This is a genomic window from Stutzerimonas stutzeri (genome assembly GCF_024448695.1).
Classification (GTDB): domain Bacteria; phylum Pseudomonadota; class Gammaproteobacteria; order Pseudomonadales; family Pseudomonadaceae; genus Stutzerimonas; species Stutzerimonas stutzeri_T.
Genome location: NZ_JAMOHY010000011.1, coordinates 24,334 through 46,838, shown reverse-complemented (window position 1 = coordinate 46,838; position 22,505 = coordinate 24,334). Strand labels below are relative to the sequence as shown.

General features: G+C 59.5%; 19 protein-coding genes. 17 read left to right on the top strand and 2 right to left on the bottom strand.

The genetic code is table 11. The features are described from left to right. Positions 1 to 5: 5 nt before the first annotated feature. Complete coding sequence (locus tag NAV32_RS10535; RefSeq protein WP_256052750.1) at positions 6 to 335, top strand: Na+/H+ antiporter subunit G; 330 nt, start codon at positions 6 to 8, stop codon at positions 333 to 335. Between the two features lie 38 nt (positions 336 to 373). Here the strand turns inward: NAV32_RS10535 and NAV32_RS10530 are convergent, their stop codons facing one another. Then, the gene (locus NAV32_RS10530) at positions 374 to 3,076 is read right to left on the bottom strand and encodes a [protein-PII] uridylyltransferase (protein ID WP_256052749.1); all 2,703 of its coding nucleotides are present in this window, start codon (positions 3,074 to 3,076) and stop codon (positions 374 to 376) included. A gap of 23 nt (positions 3,077 to 3,099) precedes the next feature. Beyond that, positions 3,100 to 3,882, bottom strand: a complete 783-nt coding sequence (map, locus tag NAV32_RS10525; protein WP_256052748.1) for a type I methionyl aminopeptidase — start codon at positions 3,880 to 3,882, stop codon at positions 3,100 to 3,102. Positions 3,883 to 4,091: 209 nt separating this feature from the next. Between map and rpsB the strand changes: the two genes are divergently transcribed. From rpsB to dnaE, 16 genes are all read left to right on the top strand, one after another. Continuing rightward, on the top strand, positions 4,092 to 4,832 hold the full coding sequence (rpsB, locus tag NAV32_RS10520) for a 30S ribosomal protein S2 (RefSeq protein WP_256052747.1): 741 nt from the start codon (positions 4,092 to 4,094) through the stop codon (positions 4,830 to 4,832). A 125-nt stretch (positions 4,833 to 4,957) separates the two neighbouring features. Further along, positions 4,958 to 5,827, top strand: a complete 870-nt coding sequence (gene tsf, locus NAV32_RS10515; protein WP_256052746.1) for a translation elongation factor Ts — start codon at positions 4,958 to 4,960, stop codon at positions 5,825 to 5,827. A 206-nt stretch (positions 5,828 to 6,033) separates the two neighbouring features. Then, entirely contained in the window at positions 6,034 to 6,777 is a 744-nt protein-coding gene (gene pyrH, locus NAV32_RS10510) for a UMP kinase (protein WP_256052745.1), read from the top strand. Beyond that, positions 6,774 to 7,331 carry a ribosome recycling factor gene (gene frr, locus NAV32_RS10505; protein WP_256052744.1) on the top strand — a complete coding sequence of 186 codons (558 nt, stop codon included), beginning with the start codon at positions 6,774 to 6,776 and terminating at the stop codon, positions 7,329 to 7,331. The genes pyrH and frr overlap by 4 nt, the downstream gene beginning before the upstream one ends. A gap of 152 nt (positions 7,332 to 7,483) precedes the next feature. Then, positions 7,484 to 8,245, top strand: a complete 762-nt coding sequence (uppS, locus tag NAV32_RS10500; protein ID WP_256052743.1) for a polyprenyl diphosphate synthase — start codon at positions 7,484 to 7,486, stop codon at positions 8,243 to 8,245. Then, positions 8,239 to 9,054: a phosphatidate cytidylyltransferase gene (locus NAV32_RS10495; RefSeq protein WP_256052742.1), complete on the top strand. Its 816-nt coding sequence runs from the start codon at positions 8,239 to 8,241 to the stop codon at positions 9,052 to 9,054. Before uppS ends, NAV32_RS10495 begins: the two co-directional genes overlap by 7 nt. Continuing rightward, complete coding sequence (gene ispC, locus NAV32_RS10490; protein WP_256052741.1) at positions 9,051 to 10,241, top strand: 1-deoxy-D-xylulose-5-phosphate reductoisomerase; 1,191 nt, start codon at positions 9,051 to 9,053, stop codon at positions 10,239 to 10,241. The genes NAV32_RS10495 and ispC overlap by 4 nt, the downstream gene beginning before the upstream one ends. A gap of 72 nt (positions 10,242 to 10,313) precedes the next feature. Continuing rightward, positions 10,314 to 11,666, top strand: a complete 1,353-nt coding sequence (rseP, locus tag NAV32_RS10485) for an RIP metalloprotease RseP (protein WP_256052740.1) — start codon at positions 10,314 to 10,316, stop codon at positions 11,664 to 11,666. A gap of 68 nt (positions 11,667 to 11,734) precedes the next feature. Beyond that, a complete protein-coding gene (gene bamA / locus NAV32_RS10480; protein WP_256052739.1) occupies positions 11,735 to 14,089 on the top strand; it encodes an outer membrane protein assembly factor BamA in 2,355 nt (784 codons plus the stop codon). A gap of 50 nt (positions 14,090 to 14,139) precedes the next feature. Beyond that, the gene (locus NAV32_RS10475; protein WP_256052738.1) at positions 14,140 to 14,643 is read left to right on the top strand and encodes an OmpH family outer membrane protein; all 504 of its coding nucleotides are present in this window, start codon (positions 14,140 to 14,142) and stop codon (positions 14,641 to 14,643) included. Then, on the top strand, positions 14,643 to 15,701 hold the full coding sequence (lpxD, locus tag NAV32_RS10470; RefSeq protein WP_256052737.1) for a UDP-3-O-(3-hydroxymyristoyl)glucosamine N-acyltransferase: 1,059 nt from the start codon (positions 14,643 to 14,645) through the stop codon (positions 15,699 to 15,701). The genes NAV32_RS10475 and lpxD overlap by 1 nt, the downstream gene beginning before the upstream one ends. A gap of 96 nt (positions 15,702 to 15,797) precedes the next feature. After that, a complete protein-coding gene (gene fabZ, locus NAV32_RS10465; protein ID WP_256052736.1) occupies positions 15,798 to 16,238 on the top strand; it encodes a 3-hydroxyacyl-ACP dehydratase FabZ in 441 nt (146 codons plus the stop codon). Next, entirely contained in the window at positions 16,235 to 17,011 is a 777-nt protein-coding gene (gene lpxA / locus NAV32_RS10460; protein ID WP_256052735.1) for an acyl-ACP--UDP-N-acetylglucosamine O-acyltransferase, read from the top strand. Before fabZ ends, lpxA begins: the two co-directional genes overlap by 4 nt. 1 nt (position 17,012) lies before the next feature. Further along, positions 17,013 to 18,146, top strand: a complete 1,134-nt coding sequence (gene lpxB, locus NAV32_RS10455) for a lipid-A-disaccharide synthase (RefSeq protein WP_256052734.1) — start codon at positions 17,013 to 17,015, stop codon at positions 18,144 to 18,146. Further along, positions 18,146 to 18,772 (top strand): ribonuclease HII, encoded by a 627-nt coding sequence (gene rnhB / locus NAV32_RS10450; protein ID WP_256052733.1) that lies wholly within the window; start codon positions 18,146 to 18,148, stop codon positions 18,770 to 18,772. Before lpxB ends, rnhB begins: the two co-directional genes overlap by 1 nt. Positions 18,773 to 18,852: 80 nt before the next feature. Beyond that, entirely contained in the window at positions 18,853 to 22,374 is a 3,522-nt protein-coding gene (dnaE, locus tag NAV32_RS10445) for a DNA polymerase III subunit alpha (RefSeq protein WP_256052732.1), read from the top strand. The last annotated feature ends 131 nt before the right edge of the window (positions 22,375 to 22,505 follow it).

Genomic DNA, 22,505 nt, shown 5'->3' with positions numbered 1-22,505 from the left:
AGCACATGCCGTTCTGGATTGAGTTGCTGGTCAGCGTGTTCCTGATCATCGGAAGCATTTTCGCGCTGGTTGGAGCGATAGGCCTGTATCGCCTGCCTGACTTTTATACCCGTCTGCATGGGCCGACCAAGGCCACCACACTTGGAGTGGGCGGGATCCTCATCGCCTCGATGCTGTTTTTCAGCTATCACAATGACGGCTTGAGCCTGCACGAGCTGCTGATCACCCTCTTTCTGTTCATCACCGCTCCGGTCAGCGCTCACATGCTGGCCAAGGCTGCGATGCAGCAGAAGCTGTTCAGTGTCGAGCGTACCAAAGGCAAGCCCTGGGATTGATCACCGCCTGCCCGGGCTGAGCGGCAAGCGCCAACTCTTCAGATTTCGATGCTGCTGGGTGAGGGCTGGTGTTCATTTTCCTGTGTCAGTTGCCTGACCAGGGCCTGTTGCAGCAAGGTGCAGAACTGCGGGTCCGATAGTGGCTGATTGTCTGCATTGGTCACGAAAAACACGTCTTCAACCCGCTCGCCCATGGTGGCGATCTTGGCGTTCTGCACCGACAGGTCGAAGTCCAGAAACAGCTGGCCAATCCGTGCCAGCAGGCCGGGGCGATCCGGTGCTATGACTTCTATGATGGTCTGCGGTCGCTGGGTATCGTTGTGGATGGTGACTTGCGGCGGGAAGGCAAAGTGCTTGAGCTGCCGGGGCACGTGCCGCTTGATGATCGTCAGGTACTCTTCCGGTTTGCGCAGCGCCTCGATCAACCCGTGGCGAATCTCCTGGATGCGTTCGGAATCGTGGCCAATCGGTGTGCCATCGGCGTCCAGGACGATATAGGTATCGAGGGTGAACTGGCTGCTTGACGTGATGATGCGGGCGTCGTGGATGTTCAGGTTGAGCTGATCCATCGCGGCTACGGTCACGGCAAAGAAGTCATGCTGGTCGGCAGCGTAGATGAAGATCTGGGTGCCACCCTCGAACTCGCGTTGTGTGGTTTCCTTGATCAGTACCAGCGGCTCGCTGCTGTCACCATGCTGGAGGATGGCTTCGGTATGCCAGGCCACATCGGTCGCGGAGTGACGCATGAAATAATCGTCGCCCAATTGTGACCAGAGCTGTTCGGCGTCGTCCGGGTCGGTACCGTTGCGCACAAGGCTGTCCAACGCGGCGCGCTGGGTCTGGCGAATCTGCTCTTCACGCTCCAGAGGGTTTTCAAGGCCGCGCTTGAGCGCTCGCAGGGTTTCGGTATGCAACTGGCGCAGCAGGCTGGCACGCCAGGAGTTCCAGAGGGTCGGGTTGGTGGCGTTGATGTCTGCCACGGTGAGGACATACAGATAGTCCAGATGCGTTTCGTCGCCGACCAGCTGGGCGAAATCGTTAATCACCTGTGGATCGGAAAGATCCTTGCGTTGTGCCGTGGTGGACATGATCAGGTGATTGGCTACCAGCCAGACCACCAGGCGCGTATCCCAAGCGGGCAGCTTGTGACGCACGCAGAAAGCCTGGGCATCGACTGCCCCGAGTTCCGAGTGATCGCCGCCACGGCCCTTGGCGATGTCGTGATAAAGGCCGGCGATATAGATCAGTTCCGGCTTGGGCAGCATCCCCACCAACTGACTGGCCAGAGGGTATTTTTCGGCAACGCCAGGTTTGCTCAGTTTGCGCAGGTACTTGATGACGTTGAGCGTATGCGCATCGACGGTATAAATGTGGAAAAGATCGTGCTGCATCTGTCCAACGATATGGCCAAACTCCGGCAGGTAACGGCCCAGAATTCCATAACGGTTCATCCGGCGAAGGTTGCGATGGATGCCTTCCTTACACTTGAGTAATTCGATGAAAAGGCTGGTGTTGCGGATGTCGCGGCGGAATTCGTCATCGATCAGGTGGCGGTGATCGCGTAGCAGACGGATGGTTTCGGCACGTACCCCCTTGATCTCCGGGTGTTGCGCGAGAAGGACGAAAACCTCCAGAAGCGCAAAGGGGCGATGCGTGAAGACCGAGTCCTTGGCAACTTCCAGATAACGGTCGCGTACCAGGAAGCGGCTGTTGAGCGGGACGGCATCGCCGCTGTCGCCTTCCCAGAGGATTACCTCGGCAAAGTGCTGACCTACCAGGTCGCTGAGTTCGGAAATGCTCATCACGACCCGGTAGTACTTCTGCATGAAGCGTTCGATGGCCAGCTTGGCGTCACTGTCTTCATAGCCGAGCAGGGCGGCGAGGCTGCGCTGGTGATCGAACAGCAGACGATCCTCGGCGCGTCCGGCCAGCATGTGCAGCCCGTAGCGGACCCGCCAGATAAAAGCCTGACTGGACACCAGCAGCGAATACTCGCCCTCGGTGAGGAAGCCCTGATCGACGATGGCACTCAGGTTCAGACTGCCGAACTGACGTCGTGCAATCCACAGGATTGTCTGGATATCGCGCAGTCCGCCCGGAGAGCCTTTGACGTTGGGTTCCAGGTTGTATTCGGTGTTGTTGTATTTTGCATGGCGGGCGCGCTGTTCGTTGCGCTTGGCCAAGAAGAACTCTTTGCTCGGCCACATCTCGCTGGGGCTGGTCACCTTCAGCATGTTCTGTCGCAGCCGCTCAGGGCCGGCGATGGTGCGGCTCTCCATCAGATTGGTGATGACGGTGAGGTCCGCGCGTGCCTCTTCGGCGCATTCGGCCACCGAGCGGACGCTCTGGCCAACTTCCAGGCCTATATCCCAGAGCAGGGTCAGAAAGCCTTCGATGGCGTCGCGGAACAGCTCCTGGTCGCTGTTGTCGAGCAGGATCAGCAGGTCGATATCGGAATAGGGATGCAGCTCGCCGCGCCCGTAGCCGCCAACAGCCACCAGTGCTATATCGGCCTCGCTGTTCCAGTCGAAGCGCGCCCAGGCGGCGCGCAGTATCTGGTCGATGAACCAGGCGCGGTCGACGATCAGGCGACGGATATCGCATCCTGCGAGAAAGCGTGCGTCCAGCACCTGACGAGCGTTGCCGATGACCTTCTTGAAGGCGGGAATCGGACTGGCCTTGAGTGCCAGCTCCGCCTGGAACTGGCTGCGGTCGAAGAGTTCGGGATCAACCTGTGGCATGCCAGTTCTCCGTCAAGCGGTATTCAGGGGCGAGTGCGAGCTATGGTGTCGTCGCTGCGCAGGGTAAAGATTTCGTAGCCTTCGGCAGTCACGACCAGAGTGTGCTCCCACTGTGCGGACAGCTTGCGATCCTTGGTGATGGCTGTCCAGCCGTCGCCCAACAGTCGGGTTTCCGAGCGGCCCTGGTTGATCATCGGCTCGATGGTGAAGGTCATGCCTTCCTTCAGTTCCAGGCCGGTGCCGGCACGTCCGTAATGCAGTACCTGGGGCTCCTCATGGAAAACCTTGCCGATGCCGTGGCCGCAGTATTCGCGCACCACGGAGAAGCCGTTCTTCTCGGCGTGCTTCTGGATCGCTTCGCCGATGTCGCCGAGGCGGGCGCCGGGACGCACAAGTTCGATCCCTTTATAGAGGCATTCCTGAGTCACCCTGCACAGGCGTTCGGCCCACTCGGTGGCCTTGCCGACGATGAACATCTTGCTGGTGTCGCCGTGGTAGCCGTCCTTGATGACGGTGATGTCGATATTGAGGATGTCGCCATCCTTCAGCGGCTTGTCGTTGGGGATGCCATGACAGACGACATGGTTGATCGAGGTGCAGATCGACTTCGGGTAGCCCTTGTAGTTGAGCGGTGCCGGAATGGCCTGCTGCACGTTGACGATGTACTCGTGGCAGATTCGATCAAGCTCTTCGGTGGTGACGCCCGGTTTTACATGATCACCGATCATCTCCAGTACTTCGGCCGCCAGGCGGCCGGCGATGCGCATCTTCTCGATATCTTCTGGCGTCTTGATGGAGACAGTCATTGTGGGCTCTCGGCACGAAAGGAAGGGCGACATGTTACCAGCTTGAAGCTTCTGGCTTGTAGCTGCTTTCTATGCTATAAAACGCGCCGCTCAACGGGACTGCCCGCTGCGCTTGACCCCACACACGTGTCGACACGGTATCCTGGGTGCTCGAAAGAGTTGGATATCGGGGCGCGTGGAGGCCTAACCCGCTTTATCGAGGAAGTATCATGACTCAAGTCACCATGCGCGACATGCTGAAGGCCGGTGTGCACTTCGGCCACCAGACCCGTTACTGGAACCCGAAGATGAACAAGTTCATCTTCGGCGCGCGCAACAAGATTCATATCATCAATCTTGAAAAAACCCTGCCGATGTTCAACGACGCACTGCAGTTCGTTGAGAAGCTGGCTGCAGGCAAGAACAAGATTCTGTTCGTCGGCACCAAGCGTTCCGCTGGCAAGATCGTTCGCGAAGAGGCTGCTCGTTGCGGCTCGCCGTACGTCGATCATCGCTGGTTGGGCGGCATGCTGACCAACTACAAGACCATCCGCGCCTCGATCAAGCGCCTGCGTGAGCTGGAAATCCAGTCTCAGGACGGTACTTTCGACAAGCTGACCAAGAAAGAAGCCCTGATGCGCACCCGTGATCTGGAAAAACTGGATCGCAGCCTGGGTGGTATCAAGGATATGGGCGGCCTGCCGGACGCCATGTTCGTCGTCGACGTCGATCACGAGCGCATTGCAATCTCCGAAGCCAACAAGCTGGGCATCCCGGTCATCGGCATCGTCGATACCAACAGCAGCCCTGAAGGCGTGGATTACATCATCCCCGGTAACGATGATGCCATCCGTGCCGTGCAACTCTACCTGGGCGCCATGGCCGACGCCGTAATGCGCGGTCGCCAGAACGGCGCCGGTGGTGCTGACGAGTTCGTCGAAGAAGCAGCCCCCGAGGCCGCTCAAGGCTGAGCGAGTGGTACCGCCTAGTTGAACCCGGTGAACAAGAAGGGGGCTATGCCCCCTTTTTGCCACTTCCGAATTGATCGCTCTGGTAAGGGGCGATGATCGATAACGAATCGAGAGGATTTGCGAACATGGCAGAGATTACTGCAGCCCTGGTTAAAGAACTGCGCGAGCGCACTGGCCAAGGCATGATGGATTGCAAAAAGGCACTCACTGCTGCTGGCGGTGATATCGAAAAAGCCATCGACGACATGCGTGCTGCGGGCGCCATCAAGGCTGCCAAGAAAGCTGGCAACATCGCCGCCGAAGGTTCCATCGCGATCAAGGTCGCCGACGACAACACGCGTGCCGTGATCATCGAAGTCAACTCCCAGACCGATTTCCTGGCTCTGCAGGAAGACTTCAAGAATTTCGTCAGCAACAGCGTCGAGCAAGCCTTCGCTGAAAACATGACCGATGCCGCTCCGCTGATCGCTGCTCAGGAAAGCAACCGTGAGGCGCTCATTGCCAAGTGCGGCGAGAACGTCAACATTCGTCGCCTGACTGCCGTCTCCGGCGAAACCGTGGGTGCTTACCTGCACGGCCACCGTATCGGTGTTCTGGTTGTGCTCAAGGGTGGTAGCGAAGAGCTGGCCAAGCATGTTGCCATGCACGTCGCCGCCAGCAACCCGGCCGTGGTCAGCCCGGACCAGGTGTCCGAGGAACTGATTGCCAAGGAAAAGGAAATCTTCCTGCAGCTGAACGCCGAGAAGATTGCCGGCAAGCCGGAAAACATCGTCGAGAACATGGTCAAGGGTCGCATCAACAAGTTCCTCGCCGAAGCCAGCCTGGTCGAGCAAGCCTTCATCATGGATTCGGAAGTAAAAGTTGGTGAGCTGGTGAAGAAAGCCGGTGCCGAGATCGTTTCCTTCGTGCGTTATGAAGTAGGCGAAGGTATCGAGCGCGCCGAGGTCGACTTCGCTGCTGAAGTGGCCGCTCAGGTCGCCGCGACCAAGCAGTAAAGCTTCCTGCTGTTCTCAAAGAGGCTGCCCGCTTACGCGCGCGGCCTTTTTGTCGAACTGGGATAAAGAAATCGTTTTTTGTCCCTGTATAGTCATCGCTTGGCACCAATACGCAATTGCGCTGTCATAGCGCAGATATTTTCTGGTTGTACGGCCATGCCGGTCATGCAACCTGGTCATACAACGCCGCAGGAGAAACAACGCCAATGGCTCAGCAGATGAGTGCACGCAATCCACGCTACAAACGGATTCTGCTCAAATTAAGCGGCGAAGCCCTGATGGGTTCGGAAGATTTCGGCATCGATCCCAAGGTGCTGGATCGCATGGCCCTGGAAGTTGGCCAACTGGTCGGAATTGGCGTTGAGGTGGGGTTGGTCATTGGTGGCGGTAACCTGTTCCGTGGCGCAGCGCTGTCGGCAGCAGGAATGGATCGGGTCACCGGTGACCATATGGGCATGCTGGCGACCGTCATGAATGCTCTGGCCATGCGCGATGCCCTGGAACGCTCGAATATCCCAGCGCTGGTGATGTCTGCCATCTCCATGGTCGGCGTGACCGACCATTACGACCGTCGCAAGGCGATGCGTCATCTCAAGACCGGTGAGGTGGTGATTTTTTCCGCCGGGACCGGCAACCCCTTCTTTACTACCGACTCGGCTGCATGCTTGCGCGCCATCGAGATTCACGCCGACGTCGTGCTCAAGGCTACCAAGGTTGACGGCGTCTACACCGCTGATCCCTTCAAAGACCCGAATGCCGAGAAGTTCGAGCAACTGACTTATGATGACGTGCTCGACCGCAAGCTCGGCGTGATGGACCTGACGGCCATCTGCCTGTGCCGCGACCACAAGATGCCGCTGCGGGTATTCAACATGAACAAACCCGGCGCCCTGCTCAATATCGTGCTTGGCGGCGCTGAAGGAACACTGATCGAGGAACCGAATCAATGATCAACGAGATCAAGCAAGACGCGCAGGAGCGCATGAAGAAATCCCTGGAATCGCTGGCCGGCGCCTTCGCCAAGATCCGCACTGGTCGCGCTCATCCGAGCATTCTTGATGGCGTGATGGTGTCTTACTACGGCAGCGATACGCCGCTGCGCCAGGTTGCCAACGTCACCGTCGAGGATTCCCGCACCCTGGCCCTGACCATCTTTGACAAGAGCATGATCCAGGCGGTGGAAAAAGCCATCATGACCTCCGATCTGGGGCTGAATCCGGCCACTGCAGGTACCACCATCCGCGTGCCGATGCCTGCGTTGACCGAAGAGACGCGCAAGGGCTTTACCAAACAGGCGCGTAGTGAAGCCGAGAATGCTCGTGTCGCGATACGCAATATTCGTCGTGATGCCATCGCCCAGCTCAAGGATCTGGTGAAGGAAAAGGAAATCAGTGAAGACGAGGAACGTCGCGGCCAGGATGACGTTCAAAAGCTGACCGACAAGTATGTTGCAGAGATCGACAAGGCGCTTGAAGGCAAGGAAAACGACTTGATGGCCGTTTGACCGAGCCGTGCCGGGCGCCTCCATACTGCTCCCTGGAACCGCATGTCGAGCCATTTCGGACCGGCATGCGCGGGCTATTTTGTTGCGTCCCGCAACTGCCGTCGGTGTTTCTCCTATTGTTTGCAGCGTGATTGAGCGCAGGTAGTCGTTTCATGGAAAAGGTCAGGCCGATTGCCGGGCGGAATGTACCCCGTCACGTCGCAATTATCATGGATGGCAACAATCGCTGGGCAAAGCGACGTCTCTTGCCTGGCGTGGCTGGACACAAGGCGGGCGTCGATGCGGTACGCGCAGTCATCGAGGTCTGTGCAGAGGAGGGGGTTGAGGTGCTGACCCTCTTCGCCTTTTCCAGTGAAAACTGGCAAAGGCCGGCAGAGGAGGTGGGTGCGCTGATGGAGCTGTTCTTGACGGCTTTGCGCCGCGAAGCACGCAAGCTCAATGACAACGACATCAGTCTGCGCATCATTGGTGACCGTACGCGCTTTCATCCCGAATTGCAGGCCGCGATGGCGGAGGCTGAAGCGATGACAGCCGGAAGCAATCGCTTCGTGCTCCAGGTGGCTGCCAACTACGGTGGACAATGGGACATTCTCCAGGCTACTCAGCGTATGGCGCGTGAGGTTCAGGCGGGTCAGCTGGGTGCTGAAGAGATCACCGCATCACTTTTCCAGAGCTACCTGGCGACCGGCGACATGCCGCCACCGGACTTGTGCATTCGCACCGGCGGCGAGCGGCGCATCAGCAATTTTCTGCTGTGGCAGATGGCTTACGCCGAACTCTATTTCTCCGACCTGTTTTGGCCGGATTTCAAGCACGAGGCAATGCGCGCCGCACTGGCTGATTTCTCCAGGCGTCAACGCCGCTTTGGCAAGACCGGCGACCAGCTCGAAACAGAGGTTCGTGCAGAATGTTGAAGCAACGCATCATCACCGCTGCGATTCTCCTGCCGGTCGCGCTGATCGGTTTTTTTCTGCTCGAAGGGCTCGCCTTCGCCCTGTTTATAGGGGTGGTCGTGAGCCTGGGTGCCTGGGAATGGGCAAGGCTGGCCGGCTATGCTGCTCAGCCGGCTCGGGTCGGTTATGCGCTGTTCGTGGTTGCGCTGCTGGTTCTCTTTCACCAGCTTCCGGTGCTGGCTCCCTGGCTGCTGGCCGTCAGCGTGCTCTGGTGGCTCGCCGCGACTGTGCTGGTGCTGAATTATCCGGATAGCCAGCGCCACTGGCGTGGTGGTCCGGGCAGCCTGATTATCGGTCTGTTGATCCTGCTGCCGGCATGGCAGGCGTTGGTGGTGCTTAAACAGTGGCCGCAGGGCAACTGGCTCATTGTTGCCGTCATGGTGCTGGTTTGGGTCGCCGATATCGGTGCCTATTTTTCCGGCAAGCGTTTCGGGCGGCGCAAACTGGCGCCGCAGGTCAGTCCAGGCAAGAGTTGGGAAGGGTTGGTAGGCGGCCTGCTGACCAGCCTGCTGGTTACGCTCGGGGTCGGACTCTATCGGGGCTGGTCTGCGCGTGAGCTGATCCTGGCGCTACTGGGCGCAACTGTAGTGGTGCTGATATCGGTTGTGGGTGACCTGACCGAGAGCATGTTCAAGCGCAGTGCGGGGATCAAGGACAGCAGTCAATTGCTACCGGGCCATGGCGGCGTCATGGATCGTATCGACAGCCTGACCGCAGCCGTGCCCGTATTTGCCGTTCTGTTGTGGCTTGCCGGTTGGGGTGCCTGGTGACTGAGCCCTTGCAGATAACCATTCTCGGGGCGACTGGCTCCATCGGGCTGAGTACGCTGGACGTGATTGCCCGCCATCCTGGGCGCTACCAGGCTTTCGCTCTGACAGCCTTCAATCGTATTGCCGAACTGCGCGAGCTTTGCCGTCTGCATCGCCCGCGATATGCCGTGGTGGCCAGCAGCGACCAGGCCCGGGTGTTGCAGGATCAGCTGATCAGCGACGATCTGCAGACTCGCGTGCTGGTGGGTGAGGGCGGCTTGAGTGAGGTGGCAGCCCATCCGGAAACCGATGTGGTGATGGCGGCCATTGTCGGTGCAGCCGGCCTGCGACCTACACTGTCTGCAGTCCAGGCCGACAAACGTGTATTGCTGGCAAACAAGGAAGCCCTGGTCATGTCCGGCGCGCTGTTCATGCAGGCGTTGCGCAAGAGCAGGGCGGTGCTGTTGCCTATCGACAGTGAGCACAATGCGATTTTTCAGTGCCTTCCCGGCGATTATGCCCAGGGTCTCGCAAGCGTCGGCGTGCGACGCATACTGCTCACTGCATCCGGCGGGCCGTTTCGCGAATGGCCGTTGGAGCAACTGGCCGACGTAAGCGTCGAGCAGGCTTGCACGCACCCCAACTGGTCCATGGGGCGCAAGATTTCGGTTGATTCGGCGAGCATGATGAACAAGGGGCTGGAGTTGATTGAGGCCTGCTGGCTGTTCGATGCGCGCCCGGATCAGGTGGAGGTGGTGATCCATCCCCAGAGCGTTATCCACTCGATGGTTGACTATGTTGACGGTTCGGTACTGGCGCAGTTGGGCAACCCCGACATGCGCACGCCGATTGCCCACGCGCTTGCCTGGCCTGAGCGTATCGATTCGGGTGTGTCCGCCCTGGATCTGGTGCGCATTGGTCGCCTTGATTTTCATGCGCCGGATGAGCAGCGCTTTCCATGCCTGCACATGGCGCGCCAGGCTGCACAGAATGGCGGCACGGCGCCGGCGATGCTCAATGCGGCCAATGAGGTGGCTGTCGATGCCTTCCTGAAAGGGCGGATCCGCTTCACGGAAATCGCGAGTATCATCGAGGACGTTCTGAGTCGCGAGGCGGCGGTTGCGGTGCACTGTCTTGGTGATGTTCTGGATGCCGATGCGCAGGCGCGCAAATTGGCGTCGCGCTGGCTTGAGAATCGCAATCGCTAGCGGATCGATAGTGCGCCTGCAGAGCGGGCGAGCCTCATCGCGGCAAAACGGCCTTTCGAGGCAGAGGAATTTATGAGCGCGCTGTACATGCTTGTCGGCACCCTGATTGCTTTGGGTGTGCTGGTTACCTTCCACGAATACGGGCATTTCTGGGTAGCCCGACGCTGTGGCGTCAAGGTGCTGCGTTTCTCGGTGGGTTTCGGTCGTCCGCTATTGCGCTGGCATGATCGCCAGGGAACCGAATTTGTCGTTGCGGCCATCCCGCTGGGTGGCTATGTGAAGATGCTCGACGAGCGCGAAGGCGATGTGCCGCCTGCACTGCTCGACCAGACGTTCAATCGCAAGACGGTGAAGCAGCGCTTTGCCATCGTTTCTGCCGGGCCGATTGCCAACTTTCTGCTGGCGCTGGTGTTTTTCTGGGTGCTGGCGCTGCTCGGCAGTGAACAGATCCGCCCAGTGGTGGGGGCGGTTGAAGTGGGCAGCCTTGCCGATCAAGCGGGTCTGGTGGCGGGACAGGAAATCATCGAGGTCAACGGCAAGCCCACCTCCGGCTGGGCAGAGGTCAATCTGCAGCTGATCCGTCGCCTGGGCGAGAGCGGTTCGCTGGACATGCGTGTGCGCAGCCTGAACAGCAGTCAGGAGCAGTCTGTACGACTGGAGCTGAACGACTGGCTTAGGGGTGCAGAAGAGCCGGATCCGATCGGCTCGCTGGGTATCCGTCCCTGGCGCCCGGCCATCGTGCCGGTAGTCGCCCAACTGGACCCTGAAGGACCAGCACAGGCAGCAGGTATGCACCTTGGTGACCGGATGGTCAGTCTTGATGGCGTACCGCTGCAGGAATGGCAGGAAGTTATTGATCGGGTCCGGTTGCTGCCAGGCAAGTCCGCGCAACTGGAAGTGGAGCGCGAAGGGCAGCGTCTGATGCTGCCGCTGACGCTGGCGACGCGCGGTGAAGGCGATAGTCTGCGCGGTTATCTGGGGGCTGGCGTTGCGGGCGGTGAATGGCCGGATGACATGCTGCGCACCATCAGCTACGGGCCGCTGGAAGCCGTGGGCGAGGGGCTTCGGCGGACCTGGGCCATGAGCCTTCTGACCCTCGATTCCCTGAAGAAAATGCTCTTTGGCGAGCTCTCGGTAAAAAACTTGAGCGGCCCGATAACCATTGCTAAAGTGGCGGGCGCTTCTGCACAGTCCGGCCTGGGTGACTTTCTAAACTTCCTCGCCTACCTGAGCATCAGCCTTGGAGTACTCAATCTTTTGCCTATCCCGGTCCTGGATGGCGGGCATCTGCTCTTCTATCTGGTCGAGTGGGTCCGTGGACGTCCCCTGTCGGACAGGGTCCAGGGTTGGGGAGTACAGATTGGTATCAGCCTGGTGATCGGGGTGATGCTGCTTGCGTTGGTCAATGATATTGGCCGGCTTTAATCGCCTATAACTTGATGTCGCCGCGCCCTGCGCAGGTTCAATTTTCAGGTTTGAAAAGAAAGGACTTCATGAAACGTCTGCTGCTACCTGCGGTGATATCCGCACTGATGATTGCCGAAGTTCACGCCGAGTCCTTCACCATCTCCGATATACGCGTCAACGGCCTGCAGCGGGTTTCCGCCGGCAGTGTCTTTGGCGCTCTGCCGCTGAACGTCGGCCAGGCTGCCGATGACCGTCGTCTGGTAGATGCGACCCGTGCGCTGTTCCGCACCGGTTTCTTCGAGGACATTCAGCTGGGCCGGGAAGGCGATGTGCTGGTTATCAGCGTAGTAGAGCGGCCTTCGATTTCCGGTATCGAAATCGAAGGAAACAAGGCGATCAAAACCGAAGATCTGCTTTCCGGCTTGCAGCAGTCGGGTCTCGCCGAAGGTGAGATTTTCCAGCGCGCCACCCTTGAAGGCGTGCGCAACGAATTGCAGCGTCAGTATGTGGCCCAGGGCCGTTACTCGGCCACCATCGAAACCGAAGCCGTACCGCAACCGCGCAACCGCGTCGCGTTGAAGATCACCATCAACGAAGGCTCGGTTGCCGCGATCAAGCACATCAACGTCGTGGGCAATACGGTCTTTGCCGATGATGACCTGACCGACCTGTTCGAGTTGAAGACCAGCAACTGGCTGTCGTTCTTCCGCAACGACGACAAATATGCACGTGAAAAACTTTCCGGCGACTTGGAGCGCCTGCGTTCCTACTACCTGGACCGCGGCTACATCAATATGGATATCACCTCTACCCAGGTATCCATTACGCCGGACAAGAAAGACGTCTACGTCACGGTAAACATCGACGAAGGCGACCGCTATACCGTCAGCGACGTCAAGTTGAGCGGGGACCTGAAAGTCCCCCAGGAAGAATTGCAGGCACTGCTGCTGGCGAAGGAAGGCCAGGTCTTTTCACGCAAGGTCATGACCACCACGTCGGAGCTGATTACGCGGCGTCTGGGCAACGAGGGATACACCTTTGCCAACGTCAACGGCATTCCCGAAGCCAATGACGAGGACAACACCGTCTCGATCACCTTCGTGGTCGATCCCGGCAAGCGCGCCTATGTCAACCGCATCAACTTCCGTGGCAACACCAAGACCGAAGACGAAGTGCTGCGTCGCGAAATGCGCCAGATGGAAGGTGGCTGGGCCTCGACTTATCTGATCGACCAGTCCAAGACCCGTCTTGAACGTCTGGGCTTCTTCAAGGAAGTCAACGTTGAAACGCCGCAGGTGCCTGGCACCGATGATCAGATCGACGTCAACTACAGCGTCGAGGAGCAACCGTCTGGCTCGATCATGGCGAGCATCGGTTTTGCCCAGAATGCCGGTCTGATTCTCGGCGGCTCCATCAGCCAGAACAACTTCCTTGGTACCGGTAATCGCGTCAGCATTGGCCTGACCCGCAGCGAATACCAGTCGCGTTACAACTTCGGCTTTGTCGACCCCTACTGGACCGAAGATGGCGTCAGCCTGGGCTACAACGCCTTCTACCGCACCACCGATTACGACGAGCTGGACTACGACGTGTCCAGTTATTCCGTGGACAGCCTGGGCGGTGGCATGAATATCGGCTATCCGATCAGCGAGACGTCGCGTCTGTCCTTCGGCCTGTCAGTGCAGCAGGACGACCTGGATACCGGTCGTTACACCGTTCATGAAATCTTCGATTTCATGGAAGAGGAAGGCGATAGCTTCCTCAACTTCAAGGCCTCGGTAGGCTGGTCGGAATCGACGCTCAACCGTGGCGTGCTGGCGACCCGTGGTCACTCCCAGAGCCTGGTGCTTGAAACCACCATTCCGGGCAGTGATCTGTCCTTCTACAAGCTCGATTACAGCGGCCAGCTGTTCGTGCCTGTGACCCAGAACTACACCCTGCGTATGCATACCCGCCTGGGCTATGGCGATGCCTATGGTTCCACCTCGGCCCTGCCGTTCTACGAGCACTACTACGCCGGTGGTTTCAACTCGGTGCGCGGCTTCGAGGACAGCAGCCTTGGACCTCGTAGTACCCCGAGCGATGGCACCAAGCCAGGAACTATAGCTGACCCTGATCAGGATGAGCTGCCCTACGGCGGTAACGTGCTGGTCCAGGGTGGCCTGGAAGTGCTCTTCCCGATGCCTTTCGTCAAGGATCAGCGCTCGCTGCGGACTTCCGTGTTCTGGGACGTGGGTAACGTGTACAACACCAACTGCCCGTCTGGCTCCTCGTCCAGTTGCAGCGACATCGACTTTGGCGACATGGCCAGTTCGGTCGGGGTGGGGCTGACCTGGATTACCGCCATGGGCCCGCTGAGCTTCAGTCTGGCAATGCCCGTGGTCAAGCCTGATGATGCCGATACCCAAGTATTCCAGTTCTCGCTGGGACAAACCTTTTAACGACCTGGAGCGTCTCGCTCCAGGGTTTTCTTTCAAGAGTGGTATATACCGTGCGTAAGTTGACCCAACTGCTTTTCGTTGCTGCTGCACTGGTGGCAGCCCCTGCATTTGCCGACATGAAGATCGCAGTGCTGAACTATCAGATGGCATTGCTGGAATCGGACGCCGCCAAGCGTTATTCGGTCGATGCGGAAAAGAAATTCGGCCCCCAGCTGGACAAGCTCAAAGGGCTTGAAAACGATGCCAAGCGCATTCAGGACCGTCTCGGCAAGGACGGTGACAAGATGCAGCAGGCCGAGCGTGAGCGCCTCGAGCTGGAATTCAAGCAGAAGGCCCGTGATTTCCAGTTCCTCTCCAAGGAACTCAATGAGTCCAAGGCTTCGGCTGACCGCGACATGCTCAAGCAGCTCAAGCCGAAGCTGGACAAGGCTGTCGAGGAAGTCATCAAGAAAGGCGACTACGATCTGGTACTGGAGCGTGGGGCGGTGGTCGATGTCAAACCCCAGCTTGATATTACCCGCCAGGTCATCGAGCGCATGAATCAGCTGCGCTAATGAACGGTACAGTCTTTACGCTCGGTGAACTCGCCGGGCAGCTGGGCGCCACAGTGCGTGGCGATGCGACTCAATCGGTATCCGGTCTGGCCACGTTGCAGGACGCTGGCCCGCATCAGCTCAGCTTTCTGGCCAACGCCCAGTATCGCAAGTATCTGGCCAGTACCCGTGCTGGCGCTGTGCTGCTCAAGCCGAAAGATGCCGAAGACTACGCCGGCGCCGCGCTGCTCGTGGACAATCCCTATCTTGCCTACGCGCGCATCTCGCATCTGTTCGAGACGCGCCCCAAGGCGCCCTGTGGTGCTCATCCGAGCGCTGTCATCGACCCGAGTGCACAGATCGATCCGACTGCCAGCATCGGTGCTCAGGTCGTGATCGAGGCGGACGTATGGATAGGCGCGAATGTGGTGATTGGTGCCCAGTCGTTTGTCGGCGCGCGTAGCCGTGTGGGGGCTGGCGGTCGTCTGGCTCCGCGCGTGACGCTCTGCCACGACGTCTGCATCGGTGAGCGGGTGGTGATCCAGCCGGGTGCGGTAATCGGTGGCGAAGGCTTCGGTTTCGCCAACGAAAGGGGCGGCTGGGAGAAGATTGCCCAGGTCGGCGGCGTACGTATCGGCGATGACGTCGAGATTGGTGCCAACACCACGATCGACCGCGGAGCGCTGTCCGATACGGTCATCGGTAACGGTGTAAAGCTGGATAACCAGATCATGATCGCGCACAACGTACAGATCGGTGACAACACGGCCATGGCTGGTTGCTCCGGAATTTCCGGGAGCACCAAGGTCGGGCGCAATTGCATGATCGCCGGTGGTGCAGGCCTCGTGGGGCACATCGAGGTGTGTGACAACGTGTTCATCACCGGCATGACCATGGTGACCCGGTCAATCACCGAGCCGGGCAGCTATTCCTCCGGGACGGCCATGCAGCCAGCCGGCGAATGGCGCAAGAGCGCTGCCAGGATCCGTCACCTCGACGATATGGCCCGCCGTCTGCAACAGGTGGAAAAACGTCTTTCTGCCGTGACCCCGAACGCAGATTCAACTTCAGATGCCTGATCCTTTCTTCTGATTGCCCTGCCAGCCATCCTTTCCGGCTGGCTGCACAGCCGTGATGGCGTGCTGCTCCCCTAATCATTACAGGCTTTTCCCTACATGATGGATATCAACGAGATTCGCGAATACCTTCCGCACCGCTACCCCTTCCTGCTGGTTGATCGGGTGGTGGAGCTGGATATGGACAGCAAGCGTATTCGCGCCTACAAGAACGTCACTATCAATGAGCCGTTCTTCAACGGTCACTTCCCGCAGCACCCCATCATGCCGGGCGTTCTGATCATCGAGGCGATGGCTCAGGCGGCGGGTCTGCTCGGTTTCAAGATGATGAGCACCAAGCCGGCTGACGGCACGCTTTACTTCTTCGTAGGCTCGGACAAGTTGCGTTTTCGCCAGCCCGTTGTACCAGGCGACCAGCTTGTGCTTGAGGCATCTTTCCTCAGCGCCAAACGCGGAATCTGGAAATTCGATTGTCGCGCCAGCGTTGATGGCAAACCTGTATGCTCGGCTGAAATCATCTGTGCGGAACAGAAGATATGAGCTTGATTGACCCTCGCGCTATCGTCGACCCGGCCGCACGGCTGGCCGACGACGTTCAGGTCGGACCCTGGTCGATCATCGGCCCGGACGTCGAGATCGGCGAGGGCACCGTGATTGCGTCCCATGTAGTCATCAAGGGGCCGACCCGAATCGGTTGTCACAATCGCATCTACCAGTTTTCCTCGGTAGGTGAGGACACACCTGATCTCAAGTACAAGGGCGAGCCGACGCGCCTGGTGATCGGTGATCACAACGTGATTCGCGAGGGGGTGACCATTCACCGCGGTACTGTGCAGGACCGTAGCGAAACCACTATCGGTGATCACAACCTGATCATGGCCTATGCACATATTGGCCACGACAGCGTCATTTCCAATCACTGCATCCTGGTCAACAACACCGCGCTTGCCGGTCATGTGCATGTGGGTGATTGGGCGATTCTTTCCGGCTATACCCTGGTTCATCAGTACTGCCATATCGGCGCCTTCAGTTTTTCCGGCATGGGCACTGCCATCGGCAAGGATGTACCCGCCTTCGTCACAGTGTTCGGCAATCCAGCAGCGGCGCGCAGCATGAACTTCGAAGGCATGCGCCGTCGCGGTTTCAGTGCAGAAACCATTGCCGCCCTGCGCAACGCCTACAAGGTCGTTTACCGCAAGGGGCTGACCGTCGAGCAGGCGCTTGGTGAGCTGGCCTGCGATGCCGCTGCTTTCCCCGAGGTGGCGTTGTTCCGTGACTCGATACAGGCTTCCAGCCGTGGTATTACCCGCTGATATGTCCAGACCTCTGGTAGTGGCGCTGGTCGCCGGTGAGGCTTCAGGTGACATCCTCGGTGCGGGCCTGATGCAAGCGCTCAGGGCAAAACATTCTGATATCCGCTTCGTCGGAGTCGGCGGGCCGCGCATGGAAGCCCAGGGGCTTGTCTCCTATTTTCCGCTTGAGCGCCTGTCCGTGATGGGGTTGGTGGAGGTGCTGGGTCGTCTGCCGGAACTGCTGATGCGCCGCAAGCGTCTGGTACAAACGCTGTGCGAGCTGCGCCCGGATGTGTTCATTGGCATCGACGCGCCGGATTTCAACCTGGATCTGGCCCTCAAGCTGCGGCGCGCCGGTATCAAGACCGTGCATTACGTCAGCCCTTCGGTGTGGGCCTGGCGGCAGAAGCGTGTGCTGAAGATTCGTGCTGCCTGCGACCTGATGCTTACCCTGTTTCCCTTCGAGGCGAAGTTCTACGACGAGCATCAGGTGGCTGTCTGCTTCGTCGGACATCCCCTGGCCGATGCCATTCCACTGGAGTCTGATCGCGATGCCGCACGGGACGCGCTCAACCTGCCCCGGGAAGGTCAGGTCGTAGCCCTGATGCCGGGCAGCCGCGGTGGCGAAGTCGGGCGGCTTGGAGAGCTGTTCCTGAATGCGGCTGACCGCCTGCGGGCGATGCGCCCCGGCATTCATTTCGTGATGCCTTGCGCGAACCCCGAGCGTCGGGCACAGCTTGAGCAGATGCTGGCAGGGCGCGACCTGCCGCTGACCTTGCTCGACGGTCGCTCCCATGAGGCACTCGCTGCATGCAATGCGGTGCTGATCGCTTCCGGTACGGCAACGCTCGAGGCCTTGCTGTACAAGCGCCCGATGGTGGTGGCTTACAGCGTTGCGCCGCTGACCTTCGCCATTCTCAAACGCATGGTGAAAAGCCCATACGTCGCACTTCCCAACCTGCTCGCACAACGCCTGCTGGTGCCCGAGCTGCTGCAGGATGCGGCGACACCGGAGGCCATGGCGCAATTGCTGTCGCCCCTGCTGACCCGTGGCGAGGTACAAACCGAAGGTTTTGATGCCATTCATCGGACCTTGCGTCGTGACGCCTCAAATCGCGCTGCCCAGGCGGTCCTTGAACTGGTTGAGGCTGGCTGATGCAACTGGGACTCGATTTCGCGCTGGTCGAAGAGCTGGTTGCCGGCGTCGATGAGGTGGGTCGTGGACCGCTCTGTGGTCCCGTGGTCACCGCCGCTGTGATTCTCGATCCACGGCGCCCCATCGCCGGTCTCAACGACTCCAAGAAGCTCAGCGAGGCCCGGCGCGAAGCGCTGTTCGACGAAATTCGCGAAAAGGCTCTGGCTTGGTGCATCGCACGTGCCGATGTCGAGGAGATCGACCGTCTCAATATCCTCCACGCCACCATGCTGGCCATGCAGCGCGCTGTGGAAGGGTTGAGCGTTACACCAAAGCTGGCACTGATCGATGGCAATCGTTGCCCGCAGCTTGATGTGCCTTGTGCGCCGGTGATTCAGGGTGACAGTCAGGTGCCCGCCATCGCCGCCGCCTCGATCCTGGCCAAGGTTAGTCGCGACCGCGAGATGCAGGCGCTGGATCTTCTCTACCCCGGATACGGCCTGGCTGGCCACAAGGGATACCCGACGCCTGCTCACCTCGAAGCACTGCATCGCCTGGGCGCTACGTCGATCCATCGGCGCAGTTTTGCGCCGGTGCGGATGGCGTTGCAGGCAATGGCTCAAAGCCAAGGGTGCGGCGTAGCCTAGATTCGCCACCGGCGGCTGTGGTTTCTGGCACGGCCCGGTACAATCCCCGGCTTGTCGTTTCACCAGCTCAAGGTTCGTCCATGCCCGTCTCGTTCGTCCATCTTCGTTTGCACACCGAATTCTCCCTGGTTGACGGGCTGGTGCGGGTCAAGCCGCTGATCAAGGCGGTGGCGACGGCGGGCATGCCGGCGGTGGCGGTCACCGACATGAGCAACATGTGCTCGCTGGTGAAGTTCTACAAAGCAGCGCAAGGGGCGGGGATCAAGCCGATCTGTGGCGCTGATATCTGGATGGCCAGCCGTGAGGAAGATGGTCCATTGAGCCGTCTGACCCTGCTGGCGATGAATGTCCAGGGCTATCGCAACCTCACTGAACTGGTTTCGCGTGGTTGGACCGAAGGTCAGCGCAATGACCTGGTGATCATCGAGCGTGACTGGGTGAAGCAGTCCTCGGAAGGGCTGATTGCCTTGTCCGGCGCCAAGGAGGGCGAGATCGGACTTGCCCTGCTCAACGGCGAGGAATCGCTGGCCGAGGCGCTGCTGGCCGAGTGGCAATCGGTGTTTCCCGAGCGTTTCTATCTGGAAGTGCAGCGCACCAGCCGGGTCAACGATGAGGAGCATCTGCATGCGGCAGTGGCGCTGGCCGAGCGCTGCGCTGTGCCGCTGGTGGCGACCAATGACGTGCGCTTTCTCAAGCAGGACGATTTCGAAGCCCATGAAACGCGCGTCTGCATTGGCGAAAGTCGCACCCTCGACGACTCGCGGCGACCGCGTAACTATTCCGATCAGCAGTATCTGAAAACGCCCGAGGAAATGTACGAGCTGTTCAGTGACCTCCCCGAGGCGCTGGAAAATACCGTCGAGATCGCCAGGCGCTGCAACATCGAGGTGCAGCTGGGCACCTACTTCCTGCCCGATTTCCCGGTGCCGGACGGCATGACCATGGACGATTACTTTCGCAAGGTCTCGTTCGATGGCCTCGAAGAGCGGCTGGAAGTGCTGCTGCCCCGGGATACGCCCGATTACGAGGCGAAGAGGCAGGTCTATGTCGATCGGCTGAATTTCGAGCTGGATATCATCATCCAGATGGGCTTTCCGGGTTACTTCCTGATCGTCATGGACTTTATCCAGTGGGCCAAGAGCAATGGGGTGCCTGTAGGGCCAGGCCGTGGCTCGGGTGCCGGCTCGCTGGTGGCCTATGTGCAGAAAATCACCGACCTGGACCCGCTGGCCTACGATCTGCTGTTCGAGCGCTTCCTCAACCCTGAGCGGGTTTCCATGCCCGACTTCGACGTCGACTTCTGCATGGATGGCCGCGACCGGGTCATCGATTACGTGGCTGAGAAATACGGTCGCAATGCGGTGAGCCAGATCATCACCTTCGGCACCATGGCGGCCAAGGCGGTGGTGCGTGACGTGGCGCGGGTGCAGGGCAAGTCCTACGGGCTGGCGGATCGCCTGTCGAAGATGATCCCCTTTGAAGTAGGCATGACGCTGGAAAAAGCCTACGAGATGGAAGAGCCGCTGCGCGACTTCCTTGCCGTCGATGAAGACGCCAGGGAAATCTGGGACATGGCGCTCAAGCTTGAAGGCATCACCCGCGGCACCGGCAAGCATGCCGGCGGCGTGGTGATTGCGCCGACCAAACTCACCGATTTCGCCCCCATCGCCTGCGATGACGAGGGCGGCAGCCTGGTCACCCAGTTCGACAAGGACGACGTCGAGTCTGCCGGTCTGGTCAAGTTCGACTTTCTCGGCCTGCGCACGCTGACCATCATCAAATGGGCGCTGGAAACCATCAACCGCGAACAGGCACGTAAGGGTCTCGAACCGGTCGACATCGACTTTATCCCGCTGGATGATAAGCCCACCTACTCGCTGCTGCAAAAGGCCGAAACCACGGCTGTATTCCAGCTCGAATCGCGTGGCATGAAAGAGCTGATCAAAAAGCTCAAACCCGACTGCCTGGAAGACCTGATCGCCCTCGTGGCGCTGTTCCGTCCCGGCCCGCTGCAATCGGGCATGGTCGACGACTTCATCAACCGCAAGCATGGTCGCGCGGAAATCTCCTACCCGCATTCGGATTACCAGTACGAAGGCCTCAAACCGGTTCTTGCGCCCACCTACGGCATCATCCTGTATCAGGAACAGGTGATGCAGATTGCTCAGGTCATGGCCGGCTACACGCTAGGCGGCGCCGACATGCTGCGCCGCGCCATGGGCAAGAAGAAGCCTGAGGAAATGGCCAAGCAGCGCGGCGGTTTCATCGAGGGCTGCAAGAACAACGGTATCGATGCTGATCTGGCGGGCAACATCTTCGACCTGGTAGAGAAGTTTGCCGGTTACGGCTTTAACAAGTCGCACTCGGCGGCCTACGGTCTGGTGTCCTATCAGACCGCCTGGCTCAAGGCGCATTACCCGTCGCCGTTCATGGCTGCGGTGCTTTCGGCGGACATGCACAACACCGACAAGGTGGTCACGCTGATCGAAGAATGTCGCAGCATGAAGCTGCGTATCGATGCGCCGGACGTGAACAACTCCGAATTCAAGTTCACCGTCAGCGACGACGGGCGCATCATCTACGGTCTGGGTGCGATCAAGGGTGTCGGTGAAGGGCCGGTGGAGGCCATTGTCGAATGCCGCAGTGAAGGCGGGCCGTTCAAGGACCTGTTCGACTTCTGCAGTCGGGTGGATCTCAAACGCATCAACAAGCGCACCCTCGAGGCCTTGATCCGTGGCGGTGCACTGGATCGCATGGGGCCGTATTTTTCCGATGACCCGAAGCTCTACCAGGCCGGCATTGATCAGAATCGTGCGGTGCTCTTGTCAGCCATGGAAGAGGCGATTCAGGCGGCGGAGCAGACTGCGCGCAGTTTGGATAGCGGTCATATGGATCTGTTTGGCGGCTTGTTCGCAGAGCCCGAGGCGGATGTCTATGCCAATCACCGCAAGGCGCGGGAGCTGACGCTCAAGGAGCGCCTCAAGGGCGAGAAGGACACCCTGGGTCTCTACCTCACTGGCCACCCGATTGATGAATACGAAGGCGAAGTCCGTCGCTTCGCCCGTCAGCGCATCATCGATCTGCGTCCGGCTCGCGATACCCAGACGGTCGCCGGGTTGATCGTCAACCTGCGGGTGATGAAGAACAAGAAGGGTGACAAGATGGGTTTCATCACCCTGGACGACCGCTCCGGGCGCATTGAGGCCTCGCTGTTCGCCGAAGCCTTCAATACGGCTCAGGCACTGCTACAGACCGATGCGCTGGTGGTGGTCGAAGGTGAAGTCAGCAACGACGATTTCTCCGGTGGCCTGCGTCTGCGTGCCAAGCGGGTGATGAGCCTGGAAGAAGCGCGCACCGGTCTGGCCGAGAGCTTGCGGGTCAAGGTCGGCAGCGATGCGCTCAGGGGTGACCGGGTGCGCTGGCTGGCAGACGTCTGTGGTCGTCATCGCGGGGCCTGCCCGATCACTCTGGAGTACACCGGTAGCGACGCCAAGGCGCTGTTGCAGTTTGGCGAGAGCTGGCGAATCGATCCGGCGGATCACTTGATTCAGGCATTGCGTGACCAGTTCGGGCGCGACAACGTCTTCCTGCAATACCGATAGCGGCCAGCATCGAGTTATCGCCAGGAAAACTGGCGCATGACCCGGCCACTACCCAAGCGACCCGATCTTGATCGAGTCATGATTGCGAACATTTTTTGTTCGACCTGAATGCGTCCGTCCCGTAAGGTAGG

Coding starts and splice junctions, on each gene's coding strand:
- rpsB (WP_256052747.1), top strand. CDS start 4,092: ATGACTCAAGTCACCATGCGCGACATGCTGAAGGCCGGTGTGCACTTC.
- NAV32_RS10530 (WP_256052749.1), bottom strand. CDS start 3,076: ATGCCACAGGTTGATCCCGAACTCTTCGACCGCAGCCAGTTCCAGGCG.
- bamA (WP_256052739.1), top strand. CDS start 11,735: ATGAAACGTCTGCTGCTACCTGCGGTGATATCCGCACTGATGATTGCC.
- fabZ (WP_256052736.1), top strand. CDS start 15,798: ATGATGGATATCAACGAGATTCGCGAATACCTTCCGCACCGCTACCCC.
- map (WP_256052748.1), bottom strand. CDS start 3,882: ATGACTGTCTCCATCAAGACGCCAGAAGATATCGAGAAGATGCGCATC.
- pyrH (WP_256052745.1), top strand. CDS start 6,034: ATGGCTCAGCAGATGAGTGCACGCAATCCACGCTACAAACGGATTCTG.
- uppS (WP_256052743.1), top strand. CDS start 7,484: ATGGAAAAGGTCAGGCCGATTGCCGGGCGGAATGTACCCCGTCACGTC.
- rseP (WP_256052740.1), top strand. CDS start 10,314: ATGAGCGCGCTGTACATGCTTGTCGGCACCCTGATTGCTTTGGGTGTG.
- tsf (WP_256052746.1), top strand. CDS start 4,958: ATGGCAGAGATTACTGCAGCCCTGGTTAAAGAACTGCGCGAGCGCACT.
- rnhB (WP_256052733.1), top strand. CDS start 18,146: ATGCAACTGGGACTCGATTTCGCGCTGGTCGAAGAGCTGGTTGCCGGC.
- frr (WP_256052744.1), top strand. CDS start 6,774: ATGATCAACGAGATCAAGCAAGACGCGCAGGAGCGCATGAAGAAATCC.
- lpxD (WP_256052737.1), top strand. CDS start 14,643: ATGAACGGTACAGTCTTTACGCTCGGTGAACTCGCCGGGCAGCTGGGC.
- dnaE (WP_256052732.1), top strand. CDS start 18,853: ATGCCCGTCTCGTTCGTCCATCTTCGTTTGCACACCGAATTCTCCCTG.
- NAV32_RS10535 (WP_256052750.1), top strand. CDS start 6: ATGCCGTTCTGGATTGAGTTGCTGGTCAGCGTGTTCCTGATCATCGGA.
- NAV32_RS10495 (WP_256052742.1), top strand. CDS start 8,239: ATGTTGAAGCAACGCATCATCACCGCTGCGATTCTCCTGCCGGTCGCG.
- lpxA (WP_256052735.1), top strand. CDS start 16,235: ATGAGCTTGATTGACCCTCGCGCTATCGTCGACCCGGCCGCACGGCTG.
- lpxB (WP_256052734.1), top strand. CDS start 17,013: ATGTCCAGACCTCTGGTAGTGGCGCTGGTCGCCGGTGAGGCTTCAGGT.